We start from the raw sequence: 26,559 nt of genomic DNA, 5'->3' as shown, positions 1-26,559 counted from the left end.
TGAGAGAAAATGAATAGGAAAATAAAGAGGAAAAGAGGCAACTTCTCATCCAATAATGGATAGAAATTGCCTTTTTTTATTTAGCTTCTTATTAAGCAAAGAAAAACGGAAGTTTTTCAGTGGCCTCATCGAAGGCAAGGGTGAGACCCCACAGTGCGTAAGCACGAGGAGGCTCACCAGCCGCCCACGGAAAGCGAAGTATATTTCCGGAGCGATTACAAGCATTACCTATCGTAGCGTTCGGATTTCTCATCACCCAAAACTCTTTTGTCCCAGTCTTATCTTAGACGTGAATTAACGTCCCTGACCATTGTTAGTTCGGTTTCCTCTAGTTAATACTTTTAATCCTTGTCCCATATCGGAAGCTAAAATGTAATTTCGGTCAACAAACACGCCCCAAACATCTGCTTCATTAGGTGTATATTGGCCTATTTGAGTTGGATTACTTGGGTCTGTAATATCAACCATAACGACTCCACCTGAATAATAAGATAAGTATAATGTATTTCCACGAACTTTTGGATCGTGAACCGTTTTAGCAAATGTATTAACAGGATTAGAAAAGTCATATGTTAAATCTGTTGTGAATTCACTTAATAAAACAGGATTTGACTTATCTTTTATATTAAAAATTCGTGTGTAACCATATGCACTTTCATATCTTGCTCCATGAGGATTTGAAACTTCACGTGTTTCTATGAGAATATTACCACCTCTAGCTAATGCAGCTGAGTGAGCGGCTCCTTTTTGATCGTCTCGATAATCAGTTCTACCAACGTATTTTGGATTTTCAGGATCCTTTATATCAAAAATAACAGTTCCTAAATCCCACATCGATACATAAGCATACTGAGCATTGTTATCCGTTATGACACTGTGGTTAAAAACAGGTCTTGTATGACCGTCTGGGGCATACCAATGATATCCGTTGAATGATTCAGGAATTTCTTCTAATTCTCTCGGATCCCATCCCCATAATTTATTAGGGTTTGTTGGGTCAGATACATCAATGATTTGGAAGTCTTCTTGCTCGCCATTTGTGTAATAATCTGCATAAGGGCTAGATGCTAAAACGAGTGCTTGATTTCCTTGCGTCGTTAAATATAGTTCGTGTGTACCTGTAATGCGCCTGTCGAGTTCATAAAAGCCTAATTTGGTTGGATTTGTTGGGTCGGTAACATCATATAGTAAAACGCCGCCCTTACTATTGGGTCTATTTGTATTGTTACGAGAAGTTTGCTGCACGCTAACCGCTGCTAAGTCACCTTTAAAATGTGGCGTGTTGACCGTTTTTACAATCACTTTTTCTTGCCATGTGTTTGGAATTTCATTTGCAAAGACCGCAACTTCCACTGGATTGGTTGGATCTTTCAAATCAAACACACGTATGCCTCCATTTGCTCCGTTAGCAGTATGAGTACCTAAATAAGCATATCCTTTATGTGCGTACACATCGGCACTGTTATTTTGAACCCCGTTTAACTCGCTTATTTGAACCGCAGCAGCTTCTGTAAAGTTCCCAACATTCTTCGTTCCATCTAACTTACTACTAGCTAACTTTTGTAAATCTTCATTTGAAAATACAATTCGTTCTCCTTTGTTAATATCTGAACCGAGAGCATCATGGGCAAGCGTTGGTGCCACTCCTCCGAATGTCATTGTTCCAACAAGTGCTGTAGTAATTAGTAGATTCTTCTTTTTCAATGAAACCCCTCCCAATTTTTGTTAGTGCGTTACAACACGGATTATAAAACAAGTTTTAGAACTTTGACTATATGCCCAATTTGAAGCAATGAAATTTTGAGGGAAATGTCTATATGTATGGACCTAGTAATTGGCGCAAGTTTGTAAGTTAATTGAACATTTAGGGACACTAAAGAACTGGTTTATAACACTGTAGACTAGGTAGATTGATTGATTTAAAAAAACATTAAAAGCTATCTTTTTTCTTATTTTCATATTACTTCGTAAATCTAAGGGAATTCTTCTAATAAGTATAACTCAAAATGAACCGATGCTACATTTCATACGAAAGTTGGATATGAAAAAACAAGAGAGGTGAAAAAAATGTAATTTTGTCGAAAATGAGAATGTTTTGTAAGTGATGTAGTCGAAATGATAGAGAAATTTTCTTTTAAAAAATAGAATCGATAAATGTGTAAATTTCAGTAAAGAATTATAGTTCTTTTTGAGTAGGAAAGTATGAGGAGGGATGAGAATATGAAAAATTCGAAAAATTTTCATTTATTGTTTTCTAATTTGAAGCTATAATAAGTAAATATCCTGAAAGAAAAAGGTTATAATCTAAAAATTATTTTGTGAAGATAATCCCTATATCTATGAAAATTTACTTTTATAGTATAATGTCAAACGTGAGCATACTTGAAATAATTGCATATAGTTAACAGAGGATACTTTTTAGGATCCTTGAGTTGTATTAAAAATGTAGGTACGTAATTCATTAAACTGTTTTGAAAAGTGACGGCTAAATTCTGATCATAGCTGATGATATAGTACGATATTGGGGATATTATTTTTTACAACAAAGAAAAAGGAGCTGGACTGTGCTATAGGTTTCGTTTAATATAATAAAAAATTACAAAAGAATCATTTTTTAAGTTGTAAAGTGATGTTGGAAAGCAACTACCTTTTCCAGTCTTTTATAAAAAAACCACTTCTTCATACACGTGGTTAATTTATTATTTGATTGGAAAAAATGAGGTTAACGAGTTTCGAAAGTTGACTTAGTGTGTAAGTTTGCGTTACTTTACTTAATAGGAGAAGAGAGTAACCACGTAAAGAGAGGCTGGACGAATGAAAAACATAGAGAATCCTAAAACAGCTTTTGTTATTTTTGGAGTAACAGGAGACTTAGCAAAAAGAAAGTTATTTCCGTCCATTTTTAAGTTGTATAAGGCGGGTAAACTATCAGAAAACTTCGCTGTTGTCGGAGTTGCAAGAAGAGATTGGTCAGATGATACACTGAGAGAAAATATTACAAATTCTTTGCCTTCAGATGAAGACCCTGAGACGATTCAAAGATTTTGTGCGCATTTTTATTATCTTCCTTTTGATGTGACCAATAAAGAATCGTATCGTGAGCTTGATACGATGTTGACAAATTTAGAAGAAAAATACTCTATTCCAGGGAATCGCATTTTTTATATGGCTATGTCCCCAGAGTACTTTGGTACCATCGCGTCCAACTTAAAATCTGAAAAAGTAACGGAGACAACAGGCTGGACAAGATTAATTATTGAGAAACCATTCGGTCGTGATTTACCTTCGGCGGAGAAATTAAATAACGAAATTCGTCAGGCTTTTTCTGAGGATGAGATTTACAGAATTGATCATTATTTAGGAAAAGATATGGTGCAAAACATTGAAGTTATTCGCTTTGCAAATGCCATCTTTGAACCGTTATGGAATAATCAATACATATCTAACATTCAAATTACATCTAGCGAGACATTAGGAGTCGAAGATCGTGGTGGATATTATGAGACATCGGGAGCACTTCGTGACATGGTTCAAAATCATATGTTGCAAATGGTGTCGTTGTTAGCTATGGATCCTCCAATTCGGTTGACTACTGATGAAATTAGAAGCGAGAAAATTAAAGTTTTGCGTGCTTTACGGAACTTTTCCGTTGAAGAAACACCAAATTATTTTGTAAGAGGTCAATATGATAAGGGAATTATTGATGGTGAAGAAGTAAAAGGATACCGTAGCGAAAAGAACGTTGATCCGAATTCTATTACGGAGACGTATGTAGCTGGTAAGATTTTAATTGATAACCATCGTTGGGCAGGAGTTCCTTTTTATATTCGTACTGGAAAGCGCATGACTCAAAAATCAACGAAAATCGTTATTCAATTTAAAGATAGACCGATGAATTTATATTACAATGAAAATTCGGATCGATACTCAAATCTACTTGAAATTTCTATCCAACCGGACGAAGGCATAACGCTACAACTTAATGGGAAAAAAGTTGGGACATCAGGAGAAACTACTCCTGTACAACTTGATTATTGTCATGATTGTGTAGATACTTCTAATACACCTGAAGCGTATGAGCGATTAATACATGATTGTATGTTGGGTGATGCTACCAATTTTGCGCATTGGGATGAAGTTGATTTATCGTGGACATTTATTGATACAATATCTAAAGCTTGGGAAAGTCGTGACGTTGAAGTAGCAACGTACGAAGCTGGTTCAATGGGACCGAAACAAGCAGATAAGTTACTTGCAGATGACGGTTTCCACTGGTGGCCAATCACGACAAGAGGATAAATGATAATATCTGAAGTAAAAGACATGTGTCTCGCATTCACATGTCTTTTACGTTTGTAGAAGAGGGGAATTGAAATGGAAAACAAAAAAGTACTGCTAGTTGACGGAATGGCTTTATTATTTCGAGCTTTCTATGCCACGGCAATGAGCGGGTATTACATGGTAAATAGCAAAGGTGTTCCGACAAATGCGATTCACGGATTTGTGAAACATCTATTTACAGCTGTTAATGTTCATAAGCCGAGTCACGTGATTTGCTGTTGGGATATGGGAAGTAAGACATATCGGACAGAGTTGTATCCAGAATATAAGGCAAATAGAGGCGAACCGCCTGTCGAACTAATACCACAATTTGATCTAGTAAAAGAAGTCGTGGATAAATTAGACATACCTAATGTTGGGTTAGAACGATTCGAGGCAGATGATTGCATAGGGACGTTATCTAAGCAAATAAGTGAACATACAGAAGTAGCTATTTTAACGGGTGATCAAGATATTCTACAATTATTATCCAAAAATATTTCTGTCATCCTGTTAAAAAAGGGATATGGGAATTATGATATATTTGATGAAGACAGGTTCTTTAAGGAAAAAGGGATAAAGGCAGCTCAAATGATTGATCTGAAGGCACTAATGGGAGATAGTAGTGATAATTACCCAGGAGTAAAAGGAATCGGCGAAAAAACAGCACTACGTCTTCTTCAAACACATGGCACCATTGAAGGAATTTTAGAAAATATATCCACGTTGACAAAGGCGCAACGAAAGAAAATTGAAGATGAATTGGATATGCTGCATTTATGCCGTCAACTAGCCACAATCAATTGTGAAGTAGACGTTACATGTTCGTTAGAAGATGCGATCTTCCAAATAGATCAACAAAAAATGAGCAATAAATTTAAAGAATTAGAGCTTAAAAATTTAGAGCAAATATTACTATAATAAAACTTACATTTCTCCAAACTTATGAAACAAATCCTCACGTCCTTGACATATTTTCTTTTCATGCTCACATAATAGCAAATGAAAATGAACAAAGCGAGGTGATCAAGAATGGCAAACAGCAATAATCAACTTCTAGTACCAAGTGTGGTACAAGCATTGGATCAAATGAAGTATGAAATTGCACAAGAGTTTGGTGTTCAATTAAGTGCAGATGCAACGGCTCGAGCTAACGGTTCTGTTGGCGGAGAAATCACTAAGCGATTAGTTCAACAAGCTGAACAACAGTTTGGTGGCGCAACATTTTAAATTTAAAACAGCTTGAAGTTCCATTTTGGAACCATCAAGCTGTTTTTTTTATGAATTGTTTTCAGCGATCCACTTATCAGAAGGTAAGAAGAGTGTGAGTATTCCAATTAATGGAAGGGTAACGACGATTAATATCGTACTGGTTAACCCAATGGCGTCGGCAAGCAGCCCAAGTCCAATTGACCCAACAGCTCCCATTCCAAATGCAAGGCCTACAATAAGGCCTGAAACCATTCCGATTCTGCCTGGTACAAGTTCCTGTGCGTATACTACAGAGACAGAAAAACTAGATAAAATGATAAATCCTATGATAGCGATGAGTGGATAAATAAGAACCGGCCCGATATGTGGCAAGATTAGAGTTAATGGTGCTGAACCTAACATGGAAAGCATAATGATATTTCTTTTTCCATACCGGTCAGCAAGTGGCCCACCAGCAAATGTTCCGATTGCCCCAAAAGCTAAAAAGATAAACAAGTAAACTTGCGCTTGCCCAATAGACATTTGGTACTGTTCAATTAAGTAAAACGAATAAAAGTTTGTCATGCCCGCATGAAACCATGAACGAGCAAAGACAAGAAAGACGAGCAAGCAAATGGCCATAATAATTGTTTTCTTCTTTTTGTTTTGATCCTTATTGTGAGCTATAGTCTTTTTTGGTTTAGTTGACAATGTGTTAGATGATATTTGTTCAGAATACCATCTTGCTATATAGAATAAGAGTCCAATCGCGATCGCTGCTAAAATGGTAAACCAAATTGAGCCGAACTGTCCAAGTGGAACGAGAATGAGTGCTGTTATTAACGGTGCAAGGGCTTGCCCGGCGTTCCCTCCTACTTGATAAATGGACTGCGCTAATCCTCGACGCCCTCCAGCAGCCATATAAGCTACACGAGAGCCTTCTGGATGAAAGGTAGCAGAGCCTAATCCGATAAAAATAACCGATAAAACGACAAACAAAAACGAAGGGGCAAAGGCGATTCCAAGAACTCCGATGAAAGTAAAGCAAAGCCCAATCGGTAATGCGTATGGAGAAGGCTTTCGATCTGTAAACGTTCCAACTAGTGGTTGGATGAGAGAAGAGGTAAGATTTAATGCGAAGGCAATGAGTCCAAGTTGGGTAAACGTTAACCCCATTGATTGTTGCAATATCGGAAACATGGCAGGCACGAGGGATTGAATTGCGTCGTTAAGAAGGTGAACAAAGCCAATAATAAGTAGAATTCGATATGCTGTTTTTTGTTCTGGAACACCCTCATTAAGTTGTTTTTGCTGAGCTTGCATGCTAGCATCCTTCTTTCTATATACGAAATATTTACATAAATTATATCATGCTGCGCAGTTATGTGGTTGAAAAAAAGACTATCTGTTATTTCTTAAGATAGTCTTCTTCGTATTTAATTAAGACGTTTATGCTTCCACATCATATATCGGTATCGAATCGTACAACCGATACAATATCCGAGCAAAGCAATACCTGCAGCCGCCATAACCATGATACTAAAGAAATAACCGCCACCTACATAACCTAATCGAAAGAACAAAAAAGACAAACCTAAACAAATCGTTGCAATCCATTGATTAAAGATTTGTTGATCTGGGTCCTCTAAAACATAATGCTCTTTATCTTTGTTAAGGAATGTATATCCAAGTACCATTATTGGATTACGCCTTGTTATTAGTGTGATAACACCTATTAAAAAAGGAATAAGCAAAATCCAATTAGAAACTAATAGAGCAAGCACAACGCTAAGTACGATAAACAATTGATTCGTTTGTACGAGTGGTTTTGGAATACCCATAAAAACAACCTCCTTACTTATGTATATTATATAACAACTGTGACAATCATGCATTTATTTCGATTACCTAATTATAATATGGGGAAAATTACAAAAAAATGAGGAATGCTTTTCTTCACGTTCGGTAATAATAATCTTGGCTAAGGAGGTGATATCAATGGCTAAGCGTAATAAAAACAATAAAAACAACAACAATAATGCAGAAGTAGAAAATGCAAATGTTGAATTTGCAGAAGAAAATGATGCACAAGATCTAAACAACCGTAACAATCGTAAGAATCGTAAGAACAATAAATAACATAATTGAAATTCGGCTTACACATAGTTTGACTCAGAAAAGACCCTTGTCCGAAAGGGTCTTTTCTTTTTTAGTCCATTGAAAACATTGCCAGTCATTGATGTACATAACTTATGAATCATTACACACGATAGTTAGTACAAAGAAAAAAGCGAGGTGATACAAAATGGCAAACAACAGTAGCAACAAGCTATTAGTTCCTGGAGTGGAACAAGCGTTAGATCAAATGAAGTACGAGATTGCCCAAGAGTTTGGTGTGAAATTAGGCTCTGATGAAACGTCTCGTTCTAACGGGTCTGTTGGTGGTGAGATCACTAAGCGCCTTGTTCAACAAGCTGAACAACAGTTTCGTGGATATGAAAAATAAATAAAGATGGCCAAGCAGCTTAAACAACGAGTTTAAGCTGCTTTTTAGGTCGAATAAAAGAGGAAGTTCTTCATGCTGTGACAACAAAAAAACCTGCTAGAAATACTAGCAGGCATGATCAACCCTTACGATAAATCGTGGTGATGCTCTGAAATGTCAGAAAGAGCTTCTCCAGCTTCGTTTTCATAAATGTTCACCGTAGCTAAGTCTCCTATTGCTACCATCCCAATAATTTTCCCATTCTCTACAACAGGCAAACGACGAATTTGATGTTGTGCCATCATGTTTGCAGCTTCATGAGGATCAGTTGAAGGAGAGGCAACCGTTAAGTTAGTGGACATACATTCCTCAACAGAGGCATGAGAATCTTCTCCGCTTGCCGTAGCACGAATGGTAATGTCTCTGTCAGTTATAATACCAACAAGTTCACCGTTTCTTACTACCGGAATTGAACCAATATCGTTTGATTTCATCATTTCAGCAGCTTCTTGAATCGTTTGATCCGCTTGAACCGTAATAACGTCTTTTGACATAATGTCTTGTAAGTTTTGTGACATGTTAAACACTCCTTTCAAGTAGAGTATCTCTTGCCTTACATTATTTATACCGATGTTCTAAAATGATAAGATATACACATGAAAAAGGAAGGTTAGAGGAGGAATCAAGCGTGAAAATGGTTCATAAATTGTATTACCAAGATGTATATCAGAAGGAATTTTACGCGAAAGTAGTAAAACAAGAACAAGATCATGAGGGAAACTGGTATGTTGTCTTAAATGAGACTGCTTTTTATCCAACAGGTGGGGGCCAACCTTTTGATACGGGCACCATCCAACATCTTACTGTACAAAAAGTAGAGGAAATAGAAGGGGAGATTCGTCACTTTGTATCAAGTCCGCTAGAAACAAGAGAAATCGTACAAGCAAAGATAAATTGGGAAAGACGGTTTGATCATATGCAACAACATACTGGACAACATATTTTATCAGCTGCCTTTGCTCAGTTATTTCAATTAGAAACAGTAAGCTTTCATCTTGGAACGGAGATTTCAACTATTGATTTACATACACAGGAACTGACAACAGATCAAGTCAAAGAAGCCGTTACACTGTCAAATGAGATTATCTTAGAGAACCGTCCAATTGAAACTAGATGGGTTCAAAAAGAAGAGCTTTCTCAGTATCAATTAAGGAAAGATCCATCTGTAACAGAGAACATTCGGCTTGTTATGATTACTAATTTTGATGATAACGCTTGTGGTGGAACACATCCTACTTCGACAAATGAAGTAGGTTCTATTAAAGTTTTGTACTGGGAAAGACAAAAAAACGGCATTCGAGTGTATTTTATTTGCGGAAATCGAGTTTTAACTCAATTTGATCAAAAGCAACAAATTTTGCTTACTTTAACTGGTTTAGTGAGCGCACCTGAACAAGACCTTCCACAGGTGATTGAAAAACGAATGGCAAAAGAAAAGGATTTGGCAAAGTCTATTGAAATTCTGAAAGAGGAATTGTTAACTTACGAGGCAAAAGAAATCCTCGAAGTAGATGAATTGCTTATCGGTCGAGTGTATCAAGAACGAACGATAAAAGAGTTACAAAAACTAGCGCAAATGGTTACGAAGCAGAGAGCAACTTGTACGGTATTCTTTGTGTCAGAAAATGAAAACCGGTTGCAGATAGTTGGAGCGAGAGGGGGAAAATCTGCTTATCCTTGTAAAGACCCGATTTTAAAAGAACTTCCAACCATTTCGGGAAAAGGCGGAGGAAACGAATGTCTTGTTCAAGGAGGAGGAGAAGCTACATTAACAGCGTCTGACTTTTTAGAACGACTTGTAAAAACCGCGAGTCAAGCTGATCACACTAAAGATTCATTGGCATATCATTTAGAAAAATGATCCCGGACCGTCTTTGGCATCTAGGTAGAACGGTGAGGGGAGGATTTGCAGATCTCCTCGTTAGCGATTCTTATTTGAGATAGTTTTATCGGGGCTTAAAAAAGGAGTGGGGAGTTATGGCTGTAAAAAAGCAGTTCGCAGTAATTGGGCTCGGTCGCTTTGGGGGTAGTATTTGTAAGGAACTATATAACATGGGGCATCAAGTTTTGGCCATAGATAATCGAGAACAAAAAGTAAATGAGTTTGCTACGTTTGCGACACATGCAGTTATTGCTGATTCAACGGATGAAAAAGCATTAAAGACTCTTGGGATCCGCAATTTTGAATATGTTATAGTAGCCATTGGCGATGATATTCAAACAAGCATTTTAACGACTTTATTGTTAAAGGAGATGGATGTTCCGAATGTTTGGGTCAAAGCGCAAAATGCTTATCATCACAAAGTTTTAGAAAAAATTGGCGCAGACCGCATTATTCATCCCGAACATGATATGGGCATTAGAACTGCTCAACATTTACATTCTGAAAAAATTGTAGACTATATTGAATTATCTGATGAGTATAGCATTGTTGAGCTATTAGCTACGAAAAAAATTAATAATAAATCACTTGTTGATTTACACATCCGAGCTAGGTACGGATGTACCATTTTAGCCATCAAACGAGGAGAACAAATCAATGTGTCTCCATTACCTAATGAGATTATTCAAGAGAAGGATATGCTTGTTGTAATAGGGCATAAAAACGACTTAAAGCGGTTTGAAGATGAGGGGATGTAACTAGGAGCACTGGAAAGGTAAGAATTTACCTTTCCAGTGCTCTCGTTTTGTTTATGCATTATAGGAAAAGCAAAGCGACTACCGTTGTAATTGTTAGTGCTATGAAAACAGGAATGAAGCTTTTACGGACTAAATCAATGACATTGATCTTGGCAAAGCCAGCAATGGCAATAATAGGAGACCAAGCAACTAATGTTCCGCCACCAACCCAAATGGCGCCCATTTGACCAATCGCAGCCAATGTGGCGGGATCTATCCCTAGAGAACCTGCGAATGCATCGGATAAAGAACCAATTAATGGAAGTCCTGAAAAACCAGAACCATCAAGGCCAGAGATCATCCCAAGCAAGAGTATTCCAAAACCAGTAATAAACACATTATCCGGAATGGCGTGTTGACTTGCTTCTACTAAATCAAATAAAAAAGCAGGAGCATGAGTCGGATCATCTACCCCTAAAATGCTGGCAGAGAAATCTCCACTTCCCATAAAGAAAAAACCAGCAATTGGGATAACGAGGCCCATCACTTTAAATGCAAATACAAAGCCATTGACGATGTGATCACTTACTTCCTTTAATGTTTTTCTATAATCGCGGAATAGAGCAATGGCTATTAAGAGCAGGATAGCAGCCCCGCCAATAATAGATGCACCTGCCCCGTCTTCAATGGCTGGAATGGCAGTTGAAAATGTAGCAAGAACAACATACAAAACAATAATCAAAAATGTTGATGGTACGAGAGCAGCGAAAACTTTGCTATGCTTTCCCTTTTTTACTTCAATTTCATCAACCTGTATGTTGCTATCTTTGTCACCACTATTTTCCCAATTTGTAACATTTTCTTTTGCGGGAGACACGATTGATTTTCGTATCATAAAATATGCAATCGTTAAGGCGATCATTCCTGAAAGAATGGATAAAAGTAACGCCTGATCAGCGACAGCCGAAGCTTCTATTCCTGAAGTGGAAGCGGTTAGGCCAGGTGCTACTTGTAAGACATAATCAGACGACAATGCCATTCCGTGACCAGCTAATGAGATCGCTAACGCAGCCCCGATAGGAGGTAGCCCCGCTTTAATAGCAACCGGGATGAGCAAAGCCCCTATAAGCGGGACGGCTGGTGCTGGCCAGAAAAACAGTGATAGTGAATACGTTACAATCACTAAAATCCAGAAAGAAAGATGGCCATTTTTCATGACTTTCTGAAAGGGAATCACCATTTGTTCATCAGAGCCTATCGATTTTAAAGAGCGAAGCAACGCGGTCATAATGGCAATGATTAAGAAAATATGAAACAGCTCACCAGCGGCTGTCAAACTGGCTTGGAAAATAGCTTGAAGACCGCTTAAGAAAGAATCGTTATACACCCATCCTATAAGGAAACTCATTACAATTGCAGGTACAACAACATTTTGTCTAACTAACATTGTTATAATAATGAGACACGTTCCGACTAAATACAACCAATGTGCGAATGTTAATTCCATAGTTCTAATCTCCTTTTTACGGATTTTAGAAGAAACGATATCATCCTATGCGAAAGCCCAGAATACTGTGAATAAAACGATGGAAAGACAGAGAAACGAAACAATGATATAATAACGAACGTTGACTAGAAGACAAGGGTGATTGAATGGATTTCTCAATAAATTATTTATCTTTTTTTGTTGTTCAAGTTGAAGGACAAGGTGAACAAGCAGATAAAAAATATAAGCATTATCAAACGTTAGATGAAGCGATGTACATAGAAAGCGCGTTAAAGGATTTCCTTGACGGTGAACTTATGAAAGTGACAAAAAGAAAAGTTGAACGAAATCCGAAATCGGAATCCGTTCCTACTAAAATTGGCCGGTTTATTGTTGAGCCAGGGTATGATTTAGAAACGAATCCAAATTATAATTTGTTTCACCGAATTCGTTCAGCTGATTCGCCCGATGACTTTAAAAATAGCAGTGAAGAGTTAGTGCGTGCCTATATGGATACAAGTGCGATAAGAGGGGGAGCATTGCTTGTCATTCGAGCTAAATTTAATAAATATTTTGATGAACCATTCGTGTTCATCTTAAAATGTGACTTCGAACAAAAAGTTGCTACTATTACCGATGAAAAAACAATGATTCGAAACGTGGAACGAGCGATTACAACGAAAAATATGAAATCGATCCAATACCCCTACATGCCGGAAGAGGGGATGCTTGAAGAATGGGAGCTAAAAATTCATCAATCCTCTCATGCGAGGTATTTTGAGGATTTCTTAAAGTTCGTGGAGTATCATCAATCCATGCCTGAAATTGTGAAGACACAAGTCATTCAAATGGCCCAACAGCATATTGCCGAAACATACCAAGAAGAGAGTCCTGAGCGTCAGCAAGAAGAAGAGTACATCGAAGCTTGGTCGAACACACCAGTTCGTGAAATGCAGGAGAAGTGGACACCAGAGCAGGTCGTGGAAGCGTCTGCTCCTATTATTGAGCACCAGCCAGAGATTCCTCTAAAACTGAAGCTTGACCATATTGATGTGAAGGCGATGTTATCCGATTTTGGAGAATCTCTTCATATTGCGAAAGTGAATGGACGATATGTGATTGTGATAGAAGGCGACTCATTTACATTTGAAAAAGGGGTATCACCGGTAGAGTTTTTAAAGCCAGAGCCTTTAGATGAGGTATTGAGGAAAATTGGAAAAGAGTGAAGACAAACCATATAGTTTGACATTTTGGCAGGGAGTACCTAGAGTTAAAGGTAGTTATTTCCTTTATGAAATTTCAAATAGTTGACAAGATAACGGTAGGAGTGTGATGACATTGGCAAAAATCGTAATTATTTCAGGAGGACCTTCTAAAACAACCAGATTAAAAGGAATTGTGGATTATGCAAGTAGTTATCTAACAGAAAAAGGGTTAGATGTGGAAGAATTGCATGTGATCGATATTCCAGCTGAGGATTTAATTTTAGCTAAGTTTGATAGTGAGGCGGTTGTAGCTGCAAATAAAAAAGTAGAAGAAGCAGACGCTGTTATTGTGGCTAGCCAAGTATACAAAGCTTCTTTTACTGGAATATTAAAAACATATTTGGATTTACTTCCACAAAAAGGACTAGAAAATAAAATCGTTTTACCATTAATGCTTGGTGGTACTATCTCTCACTTATTAGCCATTGATTATAGCTTGAAGCCTGTCTTAGCTTCATTAGGTGCTCAAAATATGGTCAAAGGTGTCTATACGTTAGATACATGTGTTGTTCGTGGAGAAGACGGAAGTACATCAATTGAACAAGAAGCTAAAGAGCGGTTAGAGAGGTCATTTGCTGCTTTAGTTACAGAAATAAACAAACAATCGTAAAAGGTAAGAATGAAGAGGGCTGAAAAAGGTGAATCCTACCTTTTTCAGCCCTCTTATTGTCTAGGTTTCGTTTTTTACATAGATCGGTTAAAAATGTGAAAACTTATGATTAAAGGAGTGATTTCATGTTTAATACAACAAATACGGGTGGAGGAAGTGGAGCTCAAGCGTTTCCGCTTCTAGGTTTTTTTCATTCAGGTGCTGACACAACGGCAATAAAAGAAGCTCACGATGCGTACGACATTTATGTGAATAATGAATTTGTAGGCAAAAAAGTGCTTATCACAGAGTCGGAATCCGTAGATGATGTGACAGACTTCTTGAAAAAAGAAGGGGTGCAACAAATTTCAGGAAAACTAGAAGGAGATCATTATACAATTCAAGCAGATGATTCAGAGCATGTAAAACAGATTCTTGAGACGTACTTAAATAATCGATAACTCTTTTAACCTGAAAAGAGGCCGGTACAAAAGAGTTTTGGGTGATGAGAATCCGGACGCTACGATAGTTAATACACGTAATCGCTCCGGAAATATACTTCGCTTTCCGTGGGCGGCTGGTGAGCCTCCTCGTGCTTACGCACTGTGGGGTCTCACCCTTGCCTTCGATGAAGCCACTGAAAAAGTGCTCGTTTATTTCGGACTTGAGGAGCTTCGACCCGCTCCCGGGATGGGGGGCACGCTTTCCGCAGGCGGGCGTTGAACTAACCGGCTGCGCCGGTGGATTTCAACCTGCCCTTCCCTCCTGCAGGAGTCGGCCCTCCCATCCCGTCCGCTTTGTTGAGAGGAAAGGTAGAAATGGTAGAAATTCCCTACTCTTCAACAATCAAAAATAATAGGAGAAATAGCGTAAAAAAGGCCTTTGAGAAATGAAACTCAAAGGCCTTTTGTCTACAGTCTGAAGTTTAATTTTCATCAAACATTTCACTTTCATTTTATTTAATAATTTAGATATTACATAGATGTAGGTGAATCTAATGACATCAAATGAAGAAACAATAACACTCAGTCCATATATGGGAATTTATGAACTTATGGCTACTCACAAAAAAATATGATGGAAGAAAGGGGAAAGATAATAAAGCTAGAGTCCGATATCAATTTGATGTTGAAAAATGCAAAGTCTGTCCGTTTCAAGCAGGGTGTTACAAAGAAGGAGTAAAAAAAGTCTTATTATGTGACCATTAAATCAGAAGAATACTCTGAACAAGAAGCATTTCAACAAACGGAAGAGTTTAAAGAAATGGTGAGGTCACGTTATAAAATAGAAGCAAAAAATAGCGAATTAAAATATCGACACGGGTTCAAAATTGCAACATCCTCGGGTCTGTTTGGTATGCACATTAAGGTTGCAACCACGATATTTCAGTTAAACACCTTAGTTTTGTCCCAGCCTTTTTTTAACACAAATAAGGCAAGTTAAAATTTCTTCGTAAGTAAGTTAGGTGGTGTTTCTCCGTTTAGACCTTTTTTTAAGTTGAGCGCTGCTAATTTTGACATATTAAACTCACACTCAGTAGTGGACGAACCAATATGAGGCAAGGTAACAATATTTTTTAGTTTCAACAGTGGATTCGTAGGACTTGTTGGCTCTTGTGTAAAAACATCAATTCCTGCAGCAAGAATGTCAGAATTCACTAACGCTTTGTAAAGAGCTTCTTCATCAACATTTTTGCCTCGAGATCCGTTAATAAAAATAGCGCTTGATTTCATTTTTTTAAATTCATTTGTCCCAATCATTTTTTCTGTTTCTTTTGTTGCTGGTACCATTAAACAAACAAAGTCAGATTGCTGAAGAAGAGTGTCTAATTCACAGTAAGTTGCCTCGTACAACGTTTCTGCTTCCTCATTTCTAGTGCGATTATGATACAAGATAGTCATTCCAAACCCTAAGTGAGCTCGCTTAGCGATGGCACAACCGATATTGCCCATACCGATAATTCCAAGAGTTTTGTGATGAACATCGACTCCATACTGATTCGGTTGAAGAGAAATATCCCACTTTCCTGATTTTACAAACAAATCTAATTCTGGTATTCTACGCGCTGTAGCAAGCATCAATCCAAAAATAGCATCAGCTGTTGTGTCGTTTAGGACACCTGGTGTATTTGTAGCCATAATTCCGCGATTTGATAGTTCATCTACATCTAAGTTGTCATAGCCAACAGAAACATTTGATACAATTTTTAAATGAGGTGCTTTATCTAATAACTCTTTTGTTACTTTTAGTGCAAGACCGATAATTCCATCAGCTTTTTGCAAAGCATCGTCAAAATGAGGATCTCCTAAGTACTCATGGTTTTGAAAAATAGTAACCTCATAGTCTTTCTCTAATTCTTTAACAACACGGCTATCTACTCGCATATAGACTAAAACATTCGGTTTCATGGTGACTCCTTTCTTGTATAACAATGGTATAAAAAACTGTAACATAAAATGTCTAGTTGTACCAATGCAGGCGGAAAGAGGAAATAAAGTGAAAAATCATATCTAAAAATATAGTTGACACATGACTAATTTGTTATATAATGGCAATGTAAACTAATTTAATAGAAAGAACTAGGGGAGTCCAATGAGTTGGGCTGAGAAACAAGAGCGATAAAGATTGTTGACCCTTTGGACCTGATCTGGCTCATACCAGCGTGGGGAAGTTTAAGAATGTTTCGTAATTTATACTTCTATCAATTAGCCGGGTCCAAACCATTATATTTGGTTCCCGGCTTTTTCATATGTGTATCTTATTCTTCCTATCTTTTATGGTCTAGATTCTGCCCTTTCTATTTAAAAAGGAGAGATATCAATGTCCACCCCATCATTAAACGAAAAAAACATTTCCATTATGTCAAGCTTTTCAGGTAGCAAGAAAGTGTACGTTCGAGGGTCAAGGCCTGATTTACAAGTACCAATGAGGGAAATTGAGTTAAGTCCCACAACAGGAACGGTCGGAGAAGAGGAAAATCCACCTGTACGTGTCTATGATACAAGCGGTCCCTATACGGATCATAACTTCAAAGTAGATATTACAAGAGGACTACCTTCTTTACGGAGCAAATGGATTCACGAACGTAATGACGTAGAAGAATATGATGGCCGAAAAGTGAAACCAGAAGATAACGGTTATGTAAAAGCAGATGATCCTCGTGCAAATGATTATGAATTTCCTGGGTTAAAGCGGAAGCCATTGCGAGCGAAACAAGGTCGAAATGTTACGCAGCTTCATTACGCGAAAAAAGGCATCATTACACCAGAAATGGAGTTTATTGCGATTAGAGAAAATCTTGATCCTGATTTTGTTCGTGAAGAAGTGGCAAAAGGAAGAGCGATTATTCCAGCCAACATTAATCATCCAGAAACCGAGCCAATGATTATCGGACGGAACTTTCACGTGAAAATAAATGCGAATATTGGCAATTCTGCGGTAACTTCTTCGATTGAAGAAGAAGTGGAAAAAATGACATGGGCCACTCGTTGGGGTGCAGATACGATGATGGACTTATCTACTGGGAAGAATATTCATACAACACGAGAGTGGATTATACGTAATTCGGCAGTTCCGGTCGGGACGGTTCCGCTTTACCAAGCGCTTGAGAAAGTAAAAGGAATTGCAGAAGATCTTACGTGGGAAGTTTACCGTGATACCTTAATTGAACAAGCCGAGCAAGGTGTAGATTATTTTACGATTCATGCAGGCGTCCTTCTTCGATATGTTCCATTAACAGCTAAGCGTTTAACGGGAATTGTATCACGAGGAGGATCGATTATGGCTCAGTGGTGTTTATATCACCATGAAGAGAACTTCCTCTATACTCATTTTGAAGAAATTTGCGAAATTATGAAAACATATGATATTGCTTTTTCGTTAGGAGACGGTCTACGTCCGGGATCGATTGCTGATGCGAATGATGAGGCCCAGTTTGCCGAATTAGAAACGCTTGGGGAATTAACAAAAATAGCCTGGGAACACGACGTACAAGTAATGGTAGAAGGACCAGGACACGTTCCTATGCACTTAATTAAAGAGAACATGGATAAGCAATTAGAAATGTGTCATGAAGCACCATTTTACACATTGGGCCCATTAACGACAGATATCGCTCCAGGTTATGATCACATTACTTCTGCCATTGGTGCTGCAATGATTGGTTGGTTTGGTACGGCTATGCTATGTTATGTCACACCGAAAGAGCATCTTGGATTGCCAAACCGTGAAGATGTTCGAGAAGGGGTTATAACGTATAAGATTGCTGCACATGCAGCGGATTTAGCGAAAGGGCACCCTGGTGCACGTGTTCGTGATGATGCTTTGTCAAAGGCTCGTTTTGAATTTCGTTGGAAAGATCAATTTAATTTGGCATTGGATCCAGAGCGAGCAGTGGAATATCATGATGAAACGTTGCCAGCTGAAGGAGCAAAGACAGCTCATTTCTGTTCCATGTGTGGTCCAAAGTTTTGCAGCATGAGAATTTCACATGATATCCGGCAGTATGCAAAGGAAAATAAATTAGAGACGAGCGAAGCAATTGAAAAAGGACTGCAAGAAAAAGCAGAACAGTTCAAACAAGCTGGTGGAAAGATTTATCAGTAGTAACGAAAAGGGGGATACGAGGTGCAAGTATCTGACATTCAAAAGAAAATTAATCAATTAAAAGAGGATCTTATATTCTGGGAAAACCACTTAAAAGAAATTCAGCGATATTGTGATCATTCTTTTGAAGGAGAGCATCTCTACAAAAAATGTTTGCACTGTGAGAAGATAGAAGCTTTATATTATTAAAAAAAAGTTTAAAACTACATTGATCTTCAAATTCCTAGTTATTAGACCTGCTATGTTTTCCATCGTAGCAGGTCTTTTTAGGATAATTTTTACATTCAAACGGCAGGAATCTGCTCTGATCTTGTCGAAAGATAGATGTAAAAGTAGGATAGACCTAGGTGAGGTGTTGTATGATAAACAAATTTGTAATGCCTGAAGTCATTTTTGGAAGCGGTTCCATAAATCAAGTAGGGGAATGTAGCATCCGCTTAGGTGCTAGAAAGGTGTTTATTGTCTGTGATCCAGGAATTGTAAATGAAGATTGGTTAGAAATGATCATTCGAAGTTGTAAGGAAGTAGATTTAGATTATGTGGTCTTTTCTAATTTGACAGTTAACCCGAAAGATTATGAAGTAGAAGAAGGACGGAGACTTTACCTTGACCACGAATGCGACTCTGTTATCGGATTAGGAGGGGGCAGTGCAATTGATGTAGCTAAAGCAATTGCCTTGTTGTCTACGAACAAAGGGAACATTCAATTGTATGAAGGAATAGATCAAATTCAAGCACCGTTGCCTCCGCAAGTAATGATTCCCACAACTGCTGGTTCAGGGTCTGAGGTGTCACAGTTCTCCATCATTATCGATTCTGTTCGAAAGAAAAAAATGACGATTGTTTCTAAATCACTCATTCCCGATATTGCCATTATTGACCCACAAACTCTTTCGTCAAAACCGCCATCATTAACAGCAGCAACTGGGTTAGATGTATTAACACATGCTATTGAAGCGTATGTCAGTGTAGCCGCAACACCTTTAACAGACGTTCAAGCTCAAAATGCCATTGCACTTGTTGCAAATCATTTGCGCCCTTCTGTTGCCTCAAAAGCAAATCTAGAAGCAAAGACAAAAATGGCGATGGCAAGTGTGCAAGCAGGCTTGGCTTTTTCTAATGCTATTCTAGGTGCTGTTCATGCGATGTCTCATGCTGTTGGTGGTAGATTTCCTTTCTCTCATGGAGATGTGAATGCTGTATTGTTACCTCATGTTATGGAGTTTAACTTACTGGCTTGTCCAAAAAAGTTTGCAACAATAGCTACCTTACTCGGGGAAGATAGCAGAGGGTTGTCGAACATAGAGGCCGCTAGGAAAGGGATTGAGCATATAAAAAAATTATCACTAGACATAGGAGCGCCTCAAAGTTTGTCTCAGATGGGATTAGATGAAGAGAATATAACCGAAATGAGCATCACCGCCCTAGAAGATGCTTGTATGATTACGAACCCACGAGATATTTCTCTTTCAGACGTGGAACGATTATTCCGACAGTCGCTTTAGGAGGAAGCATGAATAATAAACTAGAAATGATCGACTTATTAACAGGAGTGAAATCTTCAAAAAGAAGTTATTATACAGAGTTAAAGAAAACAGTTGTGGAACTTCAAAAGAAAAATATGCAGTTAGAAATTATTAATGAAGTGACAAAAAGCTTTAATATAGACACGTCAATGGATGAGATGCTTACGAGTATCTTAGATAAACTGACGCAAATGTTTCCGATCCACAGGTTATACGTTTCTATGGTTGATGAGAATGAGCTTATTTTAACGAATGTTTATCCGACTTGTTCACTTACTATGCAACCTCCATTGTGTTTTCCTCATGTACATTCATTATTTAGATCGGTTCTTGAGGATAAGGAACCTGTTTTTAAGAATTTGCTACATGAGGAGGAGGAGGACTTTTTTGAGAAGGGGACATTGAAGAAGGTCGGTGCGCAATCGATGTTTCTCTATCCTCTTATTTGCAAAGGAAAAGTAGAAGGTGTCTTTTGCCTTGAAAGTAAGGAAGAAATTATGCTTGAGGAAGCTGATTACGTATTCCTTCAACAACTTTCCGATCAACTTGCTGTTTGTATTGAGAACGTAGGACTTTATAATAAGGTGCTAAAGAGTAAAAAGGAATGGGAAGAAACATTCCGTTCGGTTCCTAGTATGATTTTTGTTGTTAATGCGGATGAAAAGGTTACGTTGTTTAACCATGCAGTTAGAGAATTTTTTAAGTTAGACGATGATACGATATACGAGCAATCGTTTCATCAATTGCTGAATATAGAGGGACAAGAAAATCCGCTAATGGAAACCTTTCAGACAAAACAAAATTCCGCTAAGCAACTAACGGTTCGCAACCGTATATGTGAACTTGAGTGTTATCCTTCAATCAATGCAAATAGTGAATTGACGGAAGTAATTGTTTATATGAATGATGTAACGGAAAAACGTCAAATTGAGGCACAATTAATTCAATCTGGTAAATTAGCTGCTATAGGTGAAATGGCAGCGGGCGTTGCGCATGAATTGAATAATCCACTTACGGCTGTACTAGGAAACGCTCAGTTATTGCTTCGAACGTCCAGCAAAGAAAAAAAGGAATATAAGCTTCTTGAGGATATTCATCAGTGCGGTATACGTTGCAAACATATTATTCGAAGTCTGCTTACTTTTTCGAGGCAAGATGAGTATGAATTTCAAAATTGTTCTATTAATAAAGTAGTAGAACAGGTGTTACATTTAATTCGCTATCAGATTGAACATCAGAATATTACTATTTTGCTTCAATTAGATCCGAATGTACCAAACATTAATGGTAGTTTACAACAGTTGGAACAAATCGCCATTAATTTATTAATCAATGCGAAACAAGCGCTTGAGGAAATAGACATTGAACAGAAAATGATTCAAATCAACACATATGAAGAGAATGGCCATGTTTGCCTTCGCATTACCGATAATGGTTCAGGTATAGAGGAAACTATGATGCAAGAGATTTTCAATCCCTTTTTCACAACGAAAAATGCCATTAAAGGATCAGGATTAGGACTTTCCGTAAGTTTAGGGATTGCGAGGTCGCATGGTGGAACCATTGAAGTAAAAAGTGAGAAAGGAAAGGGGAGTATGTTTACATTGTTTATCCCTAAAAAGGAAGAGGCCGATAGATGAATAGCAAGATACCAAAAATAATAATCATTGATGATGAAATCGAGGTTGGTAATTTTTTAGAGCATTTGCTCACTAATAAAGGTTATGACGTTTATGTAGGTCATAATGGAGCTCAGTGTCAGCAATTACTGGATACTAGAAGCTACCAGTTAGCCTTGCTTGATGTGAAATTGCCAGATACTAGTGGACTCTCTTTGTTGGCTAAAATTAAGTCGAGTCAACCTCAATGCAAAACCATTATCATGACAGGATATAGCACAGTGAAAACAGCAGTCGATGCAATAAAAATAGGGGCAAATGATTATATTGAAAAGCCATTTGATGATATTGATATTTTAGAACAACTTATTGATCAATTGCTATATGATACGGTAACGACTGAGCAGAGTTCTATGCGTGAGCTAGCTGAGCGGTCCGGGCTTGTTTTTGGAGAAAGTCACTCTATGATGCATGTCGTAACAATGGCCTATAAAATTGCGAATAAAAACGTGAATGTGCTAATAGAAGGAGAAACGGGTACGGGAAAAGAAGTTCTTTCGGAGTATATTCATTTAGCGAGTAAACGCAAAGAACAACCATTTGTTGCTGTTAATTGTGGTGCGATTTCAGAGGCATTGTTAGAGAGCGAACTTTTTGGTCATGTAAAAGGAGCATTTACTGGTGCCATTAAGGAAAAGAAAGGAATTTTTGAAATCGCTAGCAATGGAACGTTATTTTTAGACGAGGTAGCAGAAGCGTCGTTATCAACACAAGTAAAGCTGTTGCGAGTGTTAGAAACAGGCGAATATATGAAAGTGGGGGATGAAACAGTCCGTAAAACGAATACAAGAATCATTGCTGCTTCACACGTTAATCTAGCAAAAGCAGTAGAAGAAAAAAAGTTTCGAGAAGACTTATTATACCGGCTGGATGTTGTTAAGTTAACGATTCCCCCGTTACGAGAAAGGATAGAAGACATTCCTCTATTGCTTTCTTATTTATTGAATAAACAGTGTCCTACTTTAACATTCTCAGAGGAATCCAAGAGTTTGTTAGCGCATTATCATTGGCCAGGGAATATCCGGGAGTTAAGTAATGTTATAAAACGAGCAGTCGCCTTAGCAGATGAGGAAGTTGCCACCATTACACCGGAATTTTTACCGGATAAATTACAAAAGCAAGACTGTATCGTTAAATCTGAAAACATGCAACCAGATAACTTGATGGAAGAAAGTTTTGAAGAGTACGTAAACAAGTGGACGAAACAACTCCTTGTACTGTGGAAAACAGAAAATGATGTGAATTTAGAGGTTGTTTTACAGCAAATAAAGGACCTCGAAACAGTTGTGGGAAAATCTTTTGTGAAGAAAGTACTGAAAGATACTATAGGAGATAGGAAGATAGCAGCTGAACGTTTGAATATAAGTATGAGAAAACTTCGTTATTTGCTTAATGAAAAAGGCAGCTAGGTGATTTCAATCTTTATCTTTTACTAGATGGCACAGAAAAGGAAAATACCTTATTCAGTGCCATCTCTTATTATTGAGAAGAATGATTTAATAGAGTTCGTTCCTCGGGTGTAAAAACTCTAGATCTTGTCAGAAATCGTTTTCCTTCTGGTCCTTCTAGTGAAAACATGCCTCCGCGCCCTTCAACAACGTCTATTATTAACTGAGTATGCTTCCAGTACTCATACTGGGCAGAACTAATATAGAACGGGCAGCCTGCTATTTCACCAAGAAGTGTATCGCTGTCACCAACGAGAAATTCATGATTGACATAACACATTGGTGAGCTTCCGTCACAACACCCACCTGATTGATGAAACATGAGTGGTCCATGTTTTTCTTTCAGTAATGAAATAAATTCAATCGCTTCGTTTGTTGCAGTTACCTTCTTTACCATACCGACCTCCTTTTATTAGACATGGATGTTTAAGAAAAGAGCGCTCCTAGGGCTTAAGAGAAGGTAGCGTCTAGATCATCGATTGAAAAAAGAAAAGAGCAAGTTGATGATTAATCAACAAGAGTGCGAACATGTGCGATGGCTCCGCACGCTGCGCGCCTAAAGGAGAAGAGCGCTCCTTTAGGCTTAAAAGAAGGCAGCGGCTGCGCTCATCGCTTCGATCTAAAGAAAAAAGGAAAGTCGTCTTTTTTCTTTAGATCTTAAAAAAAGCCTAGTGCGTCGGGGCTATAGCTGACGAGCATATTTTTCGTTTGTTGGTAATGTGAAAGCATCATTTTGTGATTTTCGCGCCCTACTCCGGATGCTTTGTAGCCGCCAAAGGCTGCATGTGCTGGGTAAGCATGATAGCAATTGGTCCAAACACGGCCGGCTTCGATGTTGCGTCCGAAGCGATAAGCGTTATTGATGTCTCGAGTCCACACGCCTGCTCCTAGACCGTAAAGAGTATCATTGGCGATTTGTAATGCTTCTTCTGGATTTTTGTACGTTGTGACAGATACAACTGGGCCGAAAATTTCTTCCTGGAAAATTCGCATTTTGTTGTTGCCTTTGAACACAGTTGGTTGAACGTAGTAACCGTTTTCGAATCCTTGTATTACATTTCTTTCACCACCTGTTAAACATTGAGCTCCTTCTTGTTTTCCAATATCTAGATAAGAAAGGATTTTCTCCAATTGTTCATTTGATGCTTGAGCTCCCATCATTGTCGATACATCTAATGGATTACCTGTTTTGATTTCTTTTACTCTAGCAAGGGCTCTTTCCATAAAATCGTCATAAATTGATTCTGGGATGAGAGCGCGAGAAGGGCATGTACACACTTCACCTTGATTTAAAGCAAAAAGAACGAATCCTTCAATCGCTTTATTTAAAAAGGCATCATCTTTTGCCATAACATCTTCAAAGAAAATATTAGGGGATTTTCCGCCGAGTTCTAGTGTTACAGGAATAATGTTCTGAGAAGCGTATTGCATAATGAGACGTCCTGTTGTCGTTTCTCCTGTGAAGGCAATTTTAGCAATTCTTGAGCTTGTTGCTAAAGGTTTTCCGGCTTCTACACCAAACCCGTTAACAACGTTGAGAACTCCTGGAGGAAGAAGGTCTTCAATTAATTCAAGCAATACCATTATAGAAGCCGGTGTTTGCTCAGCTGGTTTTAGTACAATGCAGTTTCCAGCTGCGAGAGCAGGTGCAACCTTCCAAACTGCCATTAATATAGGGAAGTTCCATGGAATAATTTGACCAACCACTCCTAGCGGCTCATGAAAATGATAAGCAACCGTATCATCATCAATTTGGCTAATCGTACCTTCTTGAGACCGAACGATACCTGCAAAATAGCGGAAGTGGTCAACTGCAAGTGGAATATCGGCATTTAATGTTTCGCGTACCGCTTTACCATTATCCCAGGTTTCTGCAACAGCTAGCATTTCAAGGTTTTCTTCGATTCGATCTGCAATTTTGTTAAGTATATTTGCACGTTCTGCAGCTGATGTTTTCCCCCATGCAGCTTTCGTACGATGTGCAGCATCAAGTGCAAGTTCTATGTCTTCCGAAGAAGAGCGTGCAACTTCACAAAATACTTCACCAGTAACAGGTGTGATATTCTCGAAATATTGCCCTTTAACAGGGGCTGTCCATTCTCCGTTAATAAAATTTTCGTACCGTTTCTTAAATTTCACCTTTGCATTCGCTGTTCCTGGTTGGCCATAAATCATCTACCAATTCCTCCTTATAAATAGGGGAGGCGAGCTCCCCTTCCAATATAAAAAAGCGCTTACAACAAAATCTATTCTTTTGTAACTCTATTTATTACATCGTTAATACAATTCGTCCATTAATTTGACCTTTTTCCATTTTCTCAAACACTTCATTAATGCTATCAAGAGGAGCTGTTTCAATGTTCGTTTTTACTTTTCCATCTGCAGCAAATTGAAGTGCTTCCTGCATATCCTTACGTGTACCAACGATCGAACCGCGAACGGTTACACCATTTAGGACTGTATTGAATATTGGAATTGGCAAATCATCATGTGGCAGCCCAACAACAACGAGGGTTCCACCACGTTTAACAGATTGATAAGCTTGCTCGAATGCTTTTTTCGTAACGGCAACACTAATAGCGGCTTGAACTCCACCAACTTGCTCTGAGATGGCTTCTGCTGGGTTAACACGTAGACCGTTAATGGTTTTGTCCGCTCCTAATTTAGTTGCTAATTCTAACTTTTCATCTTGTATGTCAACTGCAATAACTTTGAACCCCATTGCCTTTGCATATTGTAAGGCTACATGACCTAATCCACCAATTCCGTAAATTGCGACCCAATCACCAGGCTTAGCTTCAGAAACTTTTAAAGCTTTGTACGTTGTAACACCAGCGCATAAGATTGGAGCGATTTCAATAGGATCAACATGATCAGGAATTTTTGCAACATAGTTTGCTGGAGCTTTGCAATATTCAGCATAACCGCCATCGACTGAATATCCACCATTTTCTTGGTCAGGACAAAGAGTTTCTCTTCCTGTTAAACAATATTCACATTCTCCGCATGCTGAGAATAGCCAAGGAACTCCAACACGATCGCCGACTTTAATGGAAGTAACGCCTTCGCCGACTTGGGTAACGATGCCGACTCCTTCATGTCCTGGAATTAAAGGTAGTTTTGGTTTTACAGGCCAATCACCGTGGGCTGCATGGAGATCGGTATGACAAACCCCACACGCTTCCATTTTAACTAGCACTTCGCCACGCCCAATCTTCGGTATATCTACTTCTTTGATTTCGAGCTTTTGTTTATATTGATTTACAACAGCTGCTTTCATGTTCAA

At 38.2% G+C, this 26,559-nt stretch carries 24 protein-coding genes, 1 pseudogene and 1 riboswitch; of the genes and pseudogenes, 16 read left to right on the top strand and 9 right to left on the bottom strand.

Going from position 1 to position 26,559, the window contains the following annotated elements; all coding sequences use genetic code 11:
* Window positions 1-294 precede the first annotated feature (294 nt).
* Window positions 295-1,704 carry an LVIVD repeat-containing protein gene (locus N0O92_RS15750; protein ID WP_315615617.1) on the bottom strand — a complete coding sequence of 470 codons (1,410 nt, stop codon included), beginning with the start codon at window positions 1,702-1,704 and terminating at the stop codon, window positions 295-297.
* A 1,110-nt stretch (window positions 1,705-2,814) separates the two neighbouring features.
* On the opposite strand from N0O92_RS15750, the gene zwf reads away from it, so the two are divergent.
* The 3 genes from zwf to N0O92_RS15735 all read left to right on the top strand — a co-directional run bounded on the left by zwf (window position 2,815) and on the right by N0O92_RS15735 (window position 5,550).
* Window positions 2,815-4,299, top strand: a complete 1,485-nt coding sequence (gene zwf, locus N0O92_RS15745; RefSeq protein WP_315615616.1) for a glucose-6-phosphate dehydrogenase — start codon at window positions 2,815-2,817, stop codon at window positions 4,297-4,299.
* 75 nt (window positions 4,300-4,374) lie between these two features.
* Window positions 4,375-5,241: a 5'-3' exonuclease gene (locus tag N0O92_RS15740; protein WP_315615615.1), complete on the top strand. Its 867-nt coding sequence runs from the start codon at window positions 4,375-4,377 to the stop codon at window positions 5,239-5,241.
* A gap of 111 nt (window positions 5,242-5,352) precedes the next feature.
* Window positions 5,353-5,550, top strand: coding sequence for an alpha/beta-type small acid-soluble spore protein (locus N0O92_RS15735; protein WP_315615614.1), 198 nt, complete (start codon window positions 5,353-5,355; stop codon window positions 5,548-5,550).
* Window positions 5,551-5,598: 48 nt separating this feature from the next.
* Here the strand turns inward: N0O92_RS15735 and N0O92_RS15730 are convergent, their stop codons facing one another.
* Together N0O92_RS15730 and N0O92_RS15725 are read right to left on the bottom strand one after the other, a co-directional pair.
* Window positions 5,599-6,834, bottom strand: a complete 1,236-nt coding sequence (locus N0O92_RS15730; RefSeq protein WP_315615613.1) for an MFS transporter — start codon at window positions 6,832-6,834, stop codon at window positions 5,599-5,601.
* Window positions 6,835-6,947: 113 nt separating this feature from the next.
* Entirely contained in the window at window positions 6,948-7,352 is a 405-nt protein-coding gene (locus tag N0O92_RS15725; RefSeq protein ID WP_315615612.1) for a DUF4395 domain-containing protein, read from the bottom strand.
* 157 nt (window positions 7,353-7,509) lie between these two features.
* On the opposite strand from N0O92_RS15725, the gene N0O92_RS15720 reads away from it, so the two are divergent.
* Complete coding sequence (locus tag N0O92_RS15720) at window positions 7,510-7,650, top strand: hypothetical protein (RefSeq protein ID WP_315615611.1); 141 nt, start codon at window positions 7,510-7,512, stop codon at window positions 7,648-7,650.
* Between the two features lie 166 nt (window positions 7,651-7,816).
* Window positions 7,817-8,017 carry an alpha/beta-type small acid-soluble spore protein gene (locus N0O92_RS15715; protein ID WP_315615610.1) on the top strand — a complete coding sequence of 67 codons (201 nt, stop codon included), beginning with the start codon at window positions 7,817-7,819 and terminating at the stop codon, window positions 8,015-8,017.
* A gap of 125 nt (window positions 8,018-8,142) precedes the next feature.
* On the opposite strand, the gene N0O92_RS15710 is transcribed toward N0O92_RS15715, so the two are convergent.
* Entirely contained in the window at window positions 8,143-8,574 is a 432-nt protein-coding gene (locus N0O92_RS15710) for a CBS domain-containing protein (RefSeq protein ID WP_315615609.1), read from the bottom strand.
* A 116-nt stretch (window positions 8,575-8,690) separates the two neighbouring features.
* On the opposite strand from N0O92_RS15710, the gene N0O92_RS15705 reads away from it, so the two are divergent.
* Both N0O92_RS15705 and N0O92_RS15700 read left to right on the top strand, forming a co-directional pair.
* Window positions 8,691-9,917 carry an alanyl-tRNA editing protein gene (locus tag N0O92_RS15705; RefSeq protein ID WP_315615622.1) on the top strand — a complete coding sequence of 409 codons (1,227 nt, stop codon included), beginning with the start codon at window positions 8,691-8,693 and terminating at the stop codon, window positions 9,915-9,917.
* A 116-nt stretch (window positions 9,918-10,033) separates the two neighbouring features.
* Window positions 10,034-10,696, top strand: coding sequence for a potassium channel family protein (locus N0O92_RS15700; protein ID WP_315615608.1), 663 nt, complete (start codon window positions 10,034-10,036; stop codon window positions 10,694-10,696).
* 58 nt (window positions 10,697-10,754) lie between these two features.
* Here N0O92_RS15700 and N0O92_RS15695 read toward each other — a convergent pair whose 3' ends face one another.
* Window positions 10,755-12,182, bottom strand: coding sequence for a hypothetical protein (locus tag N0O92_RS15695; protein WP_315615607.1), 1,428 nt, complete (start codon window positions 12,180-12,182; stop codon window positions 10,755-10,757).
* A gap of 146 nt (window positions 12,183-12,328) precedes the next feature.
* Here N0O92_RS15695 and N0O92_RS15690 point away from each other — a divergent pair, with 146 nt between their 5' ends.
* From N0O92_RS15690 to N0O92_RS23900, 4 genes and pseudogenes are all read left to right on the top strand, one after another.
* Complete coding sequence (locus N0O92_RS15690) at window positions 12,329-13,387, top strand: DUF3900 domain-containing protein (RefSeq protein ID WP_315615606.1); 1,059 nt, start codon at window positions 12,329-12,331, stop codon at window positions 13,385-13,387.
* 106 nt (window positions 13,388-13,493) lie between these two features.
* A complete protein-coding gene (ssuE, locus tag N0O92_RS15685) occupies window positions 13,494-14,036 on the top strand; it encodes an NADPH-dependent FMN reductase (RefSeq protein WP_315615605.1) in 543 nt (180 codons plus the stop codon).
* A gap of 125 nt (window positions 14,037-14,161) precedes the next feature.
* A complete protein-coding gene (locus N0O92_RS15680; protein WP_315615604.1) occupies window positions 14,162-14,476 on the top strand; it encodes a hypothetical protein in 315 nt (104 codons plus the stop codon).
* A gap of 603 nt (window positions 14,477-15,079) precedes the next feature.
* Window positions 15,080-15,458: pseudogene (locus N0O92_RS23900) on the top strand (transposase); the annotation flags it as partial.
* On the opposite strand, the gene N0O92_RS15670 reads toward N0O92_RS23900, so the two are convergent.
* On the bottom strand, window positions 15,455-16,423 hold the full coding sequence (locus tag N0O92_RS15670; protein ID WP_315615603.1) for a 2-hydroxyacid dehydrogenase: 969 nt from the start codon (window positions 16,421-16,423) through the stop codon (window positions 15,455-15,457). The pseudogene N0O92_RS23900 and the gene N0O92_RS15670 sit on opposite strands and share 4 nt — an antisense overlap.
* 163 nt (window positions 16,424-16,586) lie before the next feature.
* Window positions 16,587-16,701, top strand: a riboswitch (TPP riboswitch).
* 134 nt (window positions 16,702-16,835) lie between these two features.
* Here N0O92_RS15670 and thiC point away from each other — a divergent pair.
* The 5 genes from thiC to N0O92_RS15645 all read left to right on the top strand — a co-directional run bounded on the left by thiC (window position 16,836) and on the right by N0O92_RS15645 (window position 23,234).
* Window positions 16,836-18,620: a phosphomethylpyrimidine synthase ThiC gene (thiC, locus tag N0O92_RS15665; RefSeq protein ID WP_315615602.1), complete on the top strand. Its 1,785-nt coding sequence runs from the start codon at window positions 16,836-16,838 to the stop codon at window positions 18,618-18,620.
* Between the two features lie 21 nt (window positions 18,621-18,641).
* Window positions 18,642-18,809 carry a serine protease gene (locus N0O92_RS15660; RefSeq protein ID WP_315615601.1) on the top strand — a complete coding sequence of 56 codons (168 nt, stop codon included), beginning with the start codon at window positions 18,642-18,644 and terminating at the stop codon, window positions 18,807-18,809.
* A gap of 170 nt (window positions 18,810-18,979) precedes the next feature.
* Window positions 18,980-20,125: an iron-containing alcohol dehydrogenase gene (locus N0O92_RS15655; protein WP_315615600.1), complete on the top strand. Its 1,146-nt coding sequence runs from the start codon at window positions 18,980-18,982 to the stop codon at window positions 20,123-20,125.
* 8 nt (window positions 20,126-20,133) lie between these two features.
* Entirely contained in the window at window positions 20,134-21,786 is a 1,653-nt protein-coding gene (locus N0O92_RS15650; RefSeq protein WP_315615599.1) for a GAF domain-containing sensor histidine kinase, read from the top strand.
* A gap of 8 nt (window positions 21,787-21,794) precedes the next feature.
* Window positions 21,795-23,234, top strand: a complete 1,440-nt coding sequence (locus N0O92_RS15645; RefSeq protein ID WP_315615621.1) for a sigma-54-dependent transcriptional regulator — start codon at window positions 21,795-21,797, stop codon at window positions 23,232-23,234.
* 70 nt (window positions 23,235-23,304) lie between these two features.
* Here N0O92_RS15645 and N0O92_RS15640 read toward each other — a convergent pair whose 3' ends face one another.
* From N0O92_RS15640 to adhP, 3 genes are all read right to left on the bottom strand, one after another.
* Window positions 23,305-23,670, bottom strand: coding sequence for a DUF779 domain-containing protein (locus N0O92_RS15640; protein WP_315615598.1), 366 nt, complete (start codon window positions 23,668-23,670; stop codon window positions 23,305-23,307).
* Between the two features lie 260 nt (window positions 23,671-23,930).
* Complete coding sequence (adh, locus tag N0O92_RS15635) at window positions 23,931-25,448, bottom strand: aldehyde dehydrogenase (protein WP_315615597.1); 1,518 nt, start codon at window positions 25,446-25,448, stop codon at window positions 23,931-23,933.
* A gap of 94 nt (window positions 25,449-25,542) precedes the next feature.
* On the bottom strand, window positions 25,543-26,553 hold the full coding sequence (gene adhP, locus N0O92_RS15630) for an alcohol dehydrogenase AdhP (protein ID WP_315615596.1): 1,011 nt from the start codon (window positions 26,551-26,553) through the stop codon (window positions 25,543-25,545).
* Window positions 26,554-26,559 lie beyond the last annotated feature (6 nt).

This window comes from Alkalihalobacillus sp. MEB130 (genome assembly GCF_032335535.1).
Classification (GTDB): Bacteria; Bacillota; Bacilli; order Bacillales; family Bacillaceae_D; genus Halalkalibacter.
This window is presented reverse-complemented; position numbering and strand designations above follow the sequence as displayed.

Coding starts and splice junctions, on each gene's coding strand:
- zwf (WP_315615616.1), top strand. CDS start 2,815: ATGAAAAACATAGAGAATCCTAAAACAGCTTTTGTTATTTTTGGAGTA.
- N0O92_RS15740 (WP_315615615.1), top strand. CDS start 4,375: ATGGAAAACAAAAAAGTACTGCTAGTTGACGGAATGGCTTTATTATTT.
- N0O92_RS15735 (WP_315615614.1), top strand. CDS start 5,353: ATGGCAAACAGCAATAATCAACTTCTAGTACCAAGTGTGGTACAAGCA.
- N0O92_RS15730 (WP_315615613.1), bottom strand. CDS start 6,834: ATGCAAGCTCAGCAAAAACAACTTAATGAGGGTGTTCCAGAACAAAAA.
- N0O92_RS15725 (WP_315615612.1), bottom strand. CDS start 7,352: ATGGGTATTCCAAAACCACTCGTACAAACGAATCAATTGTTTATCGTA.
- N0O92_RS15720 (WP_315615611.1), top strand. CDS start 7,510: ATGGCTAAGCGTAATAAAAACAATAAAAACAACAACAATAATGCAGAA.
- N0O92_RS15715 (WP_315615610.1), top strand. CDS start 7,817: ATGGCAAACAACAGTAGCAACAAGCTATTAGTTCCTGGAGTGGAACAA.
- N0O92_RS15710 (WP_315615609.1), bottom strand. CDS start 8,574: ATGTCACAAAACTTACAAGACATTATGTCAAAAGACGTTATTACGGTT.
- N0O92_RS15705 (WP_315615622.1), top strand. CDS start 8,691: ATGGTTCATAAATTGTATTACCAAGATGTATATCAGAAGGAATTTTAC.
- N0O92_RS15700 (WP_315615608.1), top strand. CDS start 10,034: ATGGCTGTAAAAAAGCAGTTCGCAGTAATTGGGCTCGGTCGCTTTGGG.
- N0O92_RS15695 (WP_315615607.1), bottom strand. CDS start 12,182: ATGGAATTAACATTCGCACATTGGTTGTATTTAGTCGGAACGTGTCTC.
- N0O92_RS15690 (WP_315615606.1), top strand. CDS start 12,329: ATGGATTTCTCAATAAATTATTTATCTTTTTTTGTTGTTCAAGTTGAA.
- ssuE (WP_315615605.1), top strand. CDS start 13,494: ATGACATTGGCAAAAATCGTAATTATTTCAGGAGGACCTTCTAAAACA.
- N0O92_RS15680 (WP_315615604.1), top strand. CDS start 14,162: ATGTTTAATACAACAAATACGGGTGGAGGAAGTGGAGCTCAAGCGTTT.
- N0O92_RS15670 (WP_315615603.1), bottom strand. CDS start 16,423: ATGAAACCGAATGTTTTAGTCTATATGCGAGTAGATAGCCGTGTTGTT.
- thiC (WP_315615602.1), top strand. CDS start 16,836: ATGTCCACCCCATCATTAAACGAAAAAAACATTTCCATTATGTCAAGC.
- N0O92_RS15655 (WP_315615600.1), top strand. CDS start 18,980: ATGATAAACAAATTTGTAATGCCTGAAGTCATTTTTGGAAGCGGTTCC.
- N0O92_RS15650 (WP_315615599.1), top strand. CDS start 20,134: ATGAATAATAAACTAGAAATGATCGACTTATTAACAGGAGTGAAATCT.
- N0O92_RS15640 (WP_315615598.1), bottom strand. CDS start 23,670: ATGGTAAAGAAGGTAACTGCAACAAACGAAGCGATTGAATTTATTTCA.
- adh (WP_315615597.1), bottom strand. CDS start 25,448: ATGATTTATGGCCAACCAGGAACAGCGAATGCAAAGGTGAAATTTAAG.
- adhP (WP_315615596.1), bottom strand. CDS start 26,553: ATGAAAGCAGCTGTTGTAAATCAATATAAACAAAAGCTCGAAATCAAA.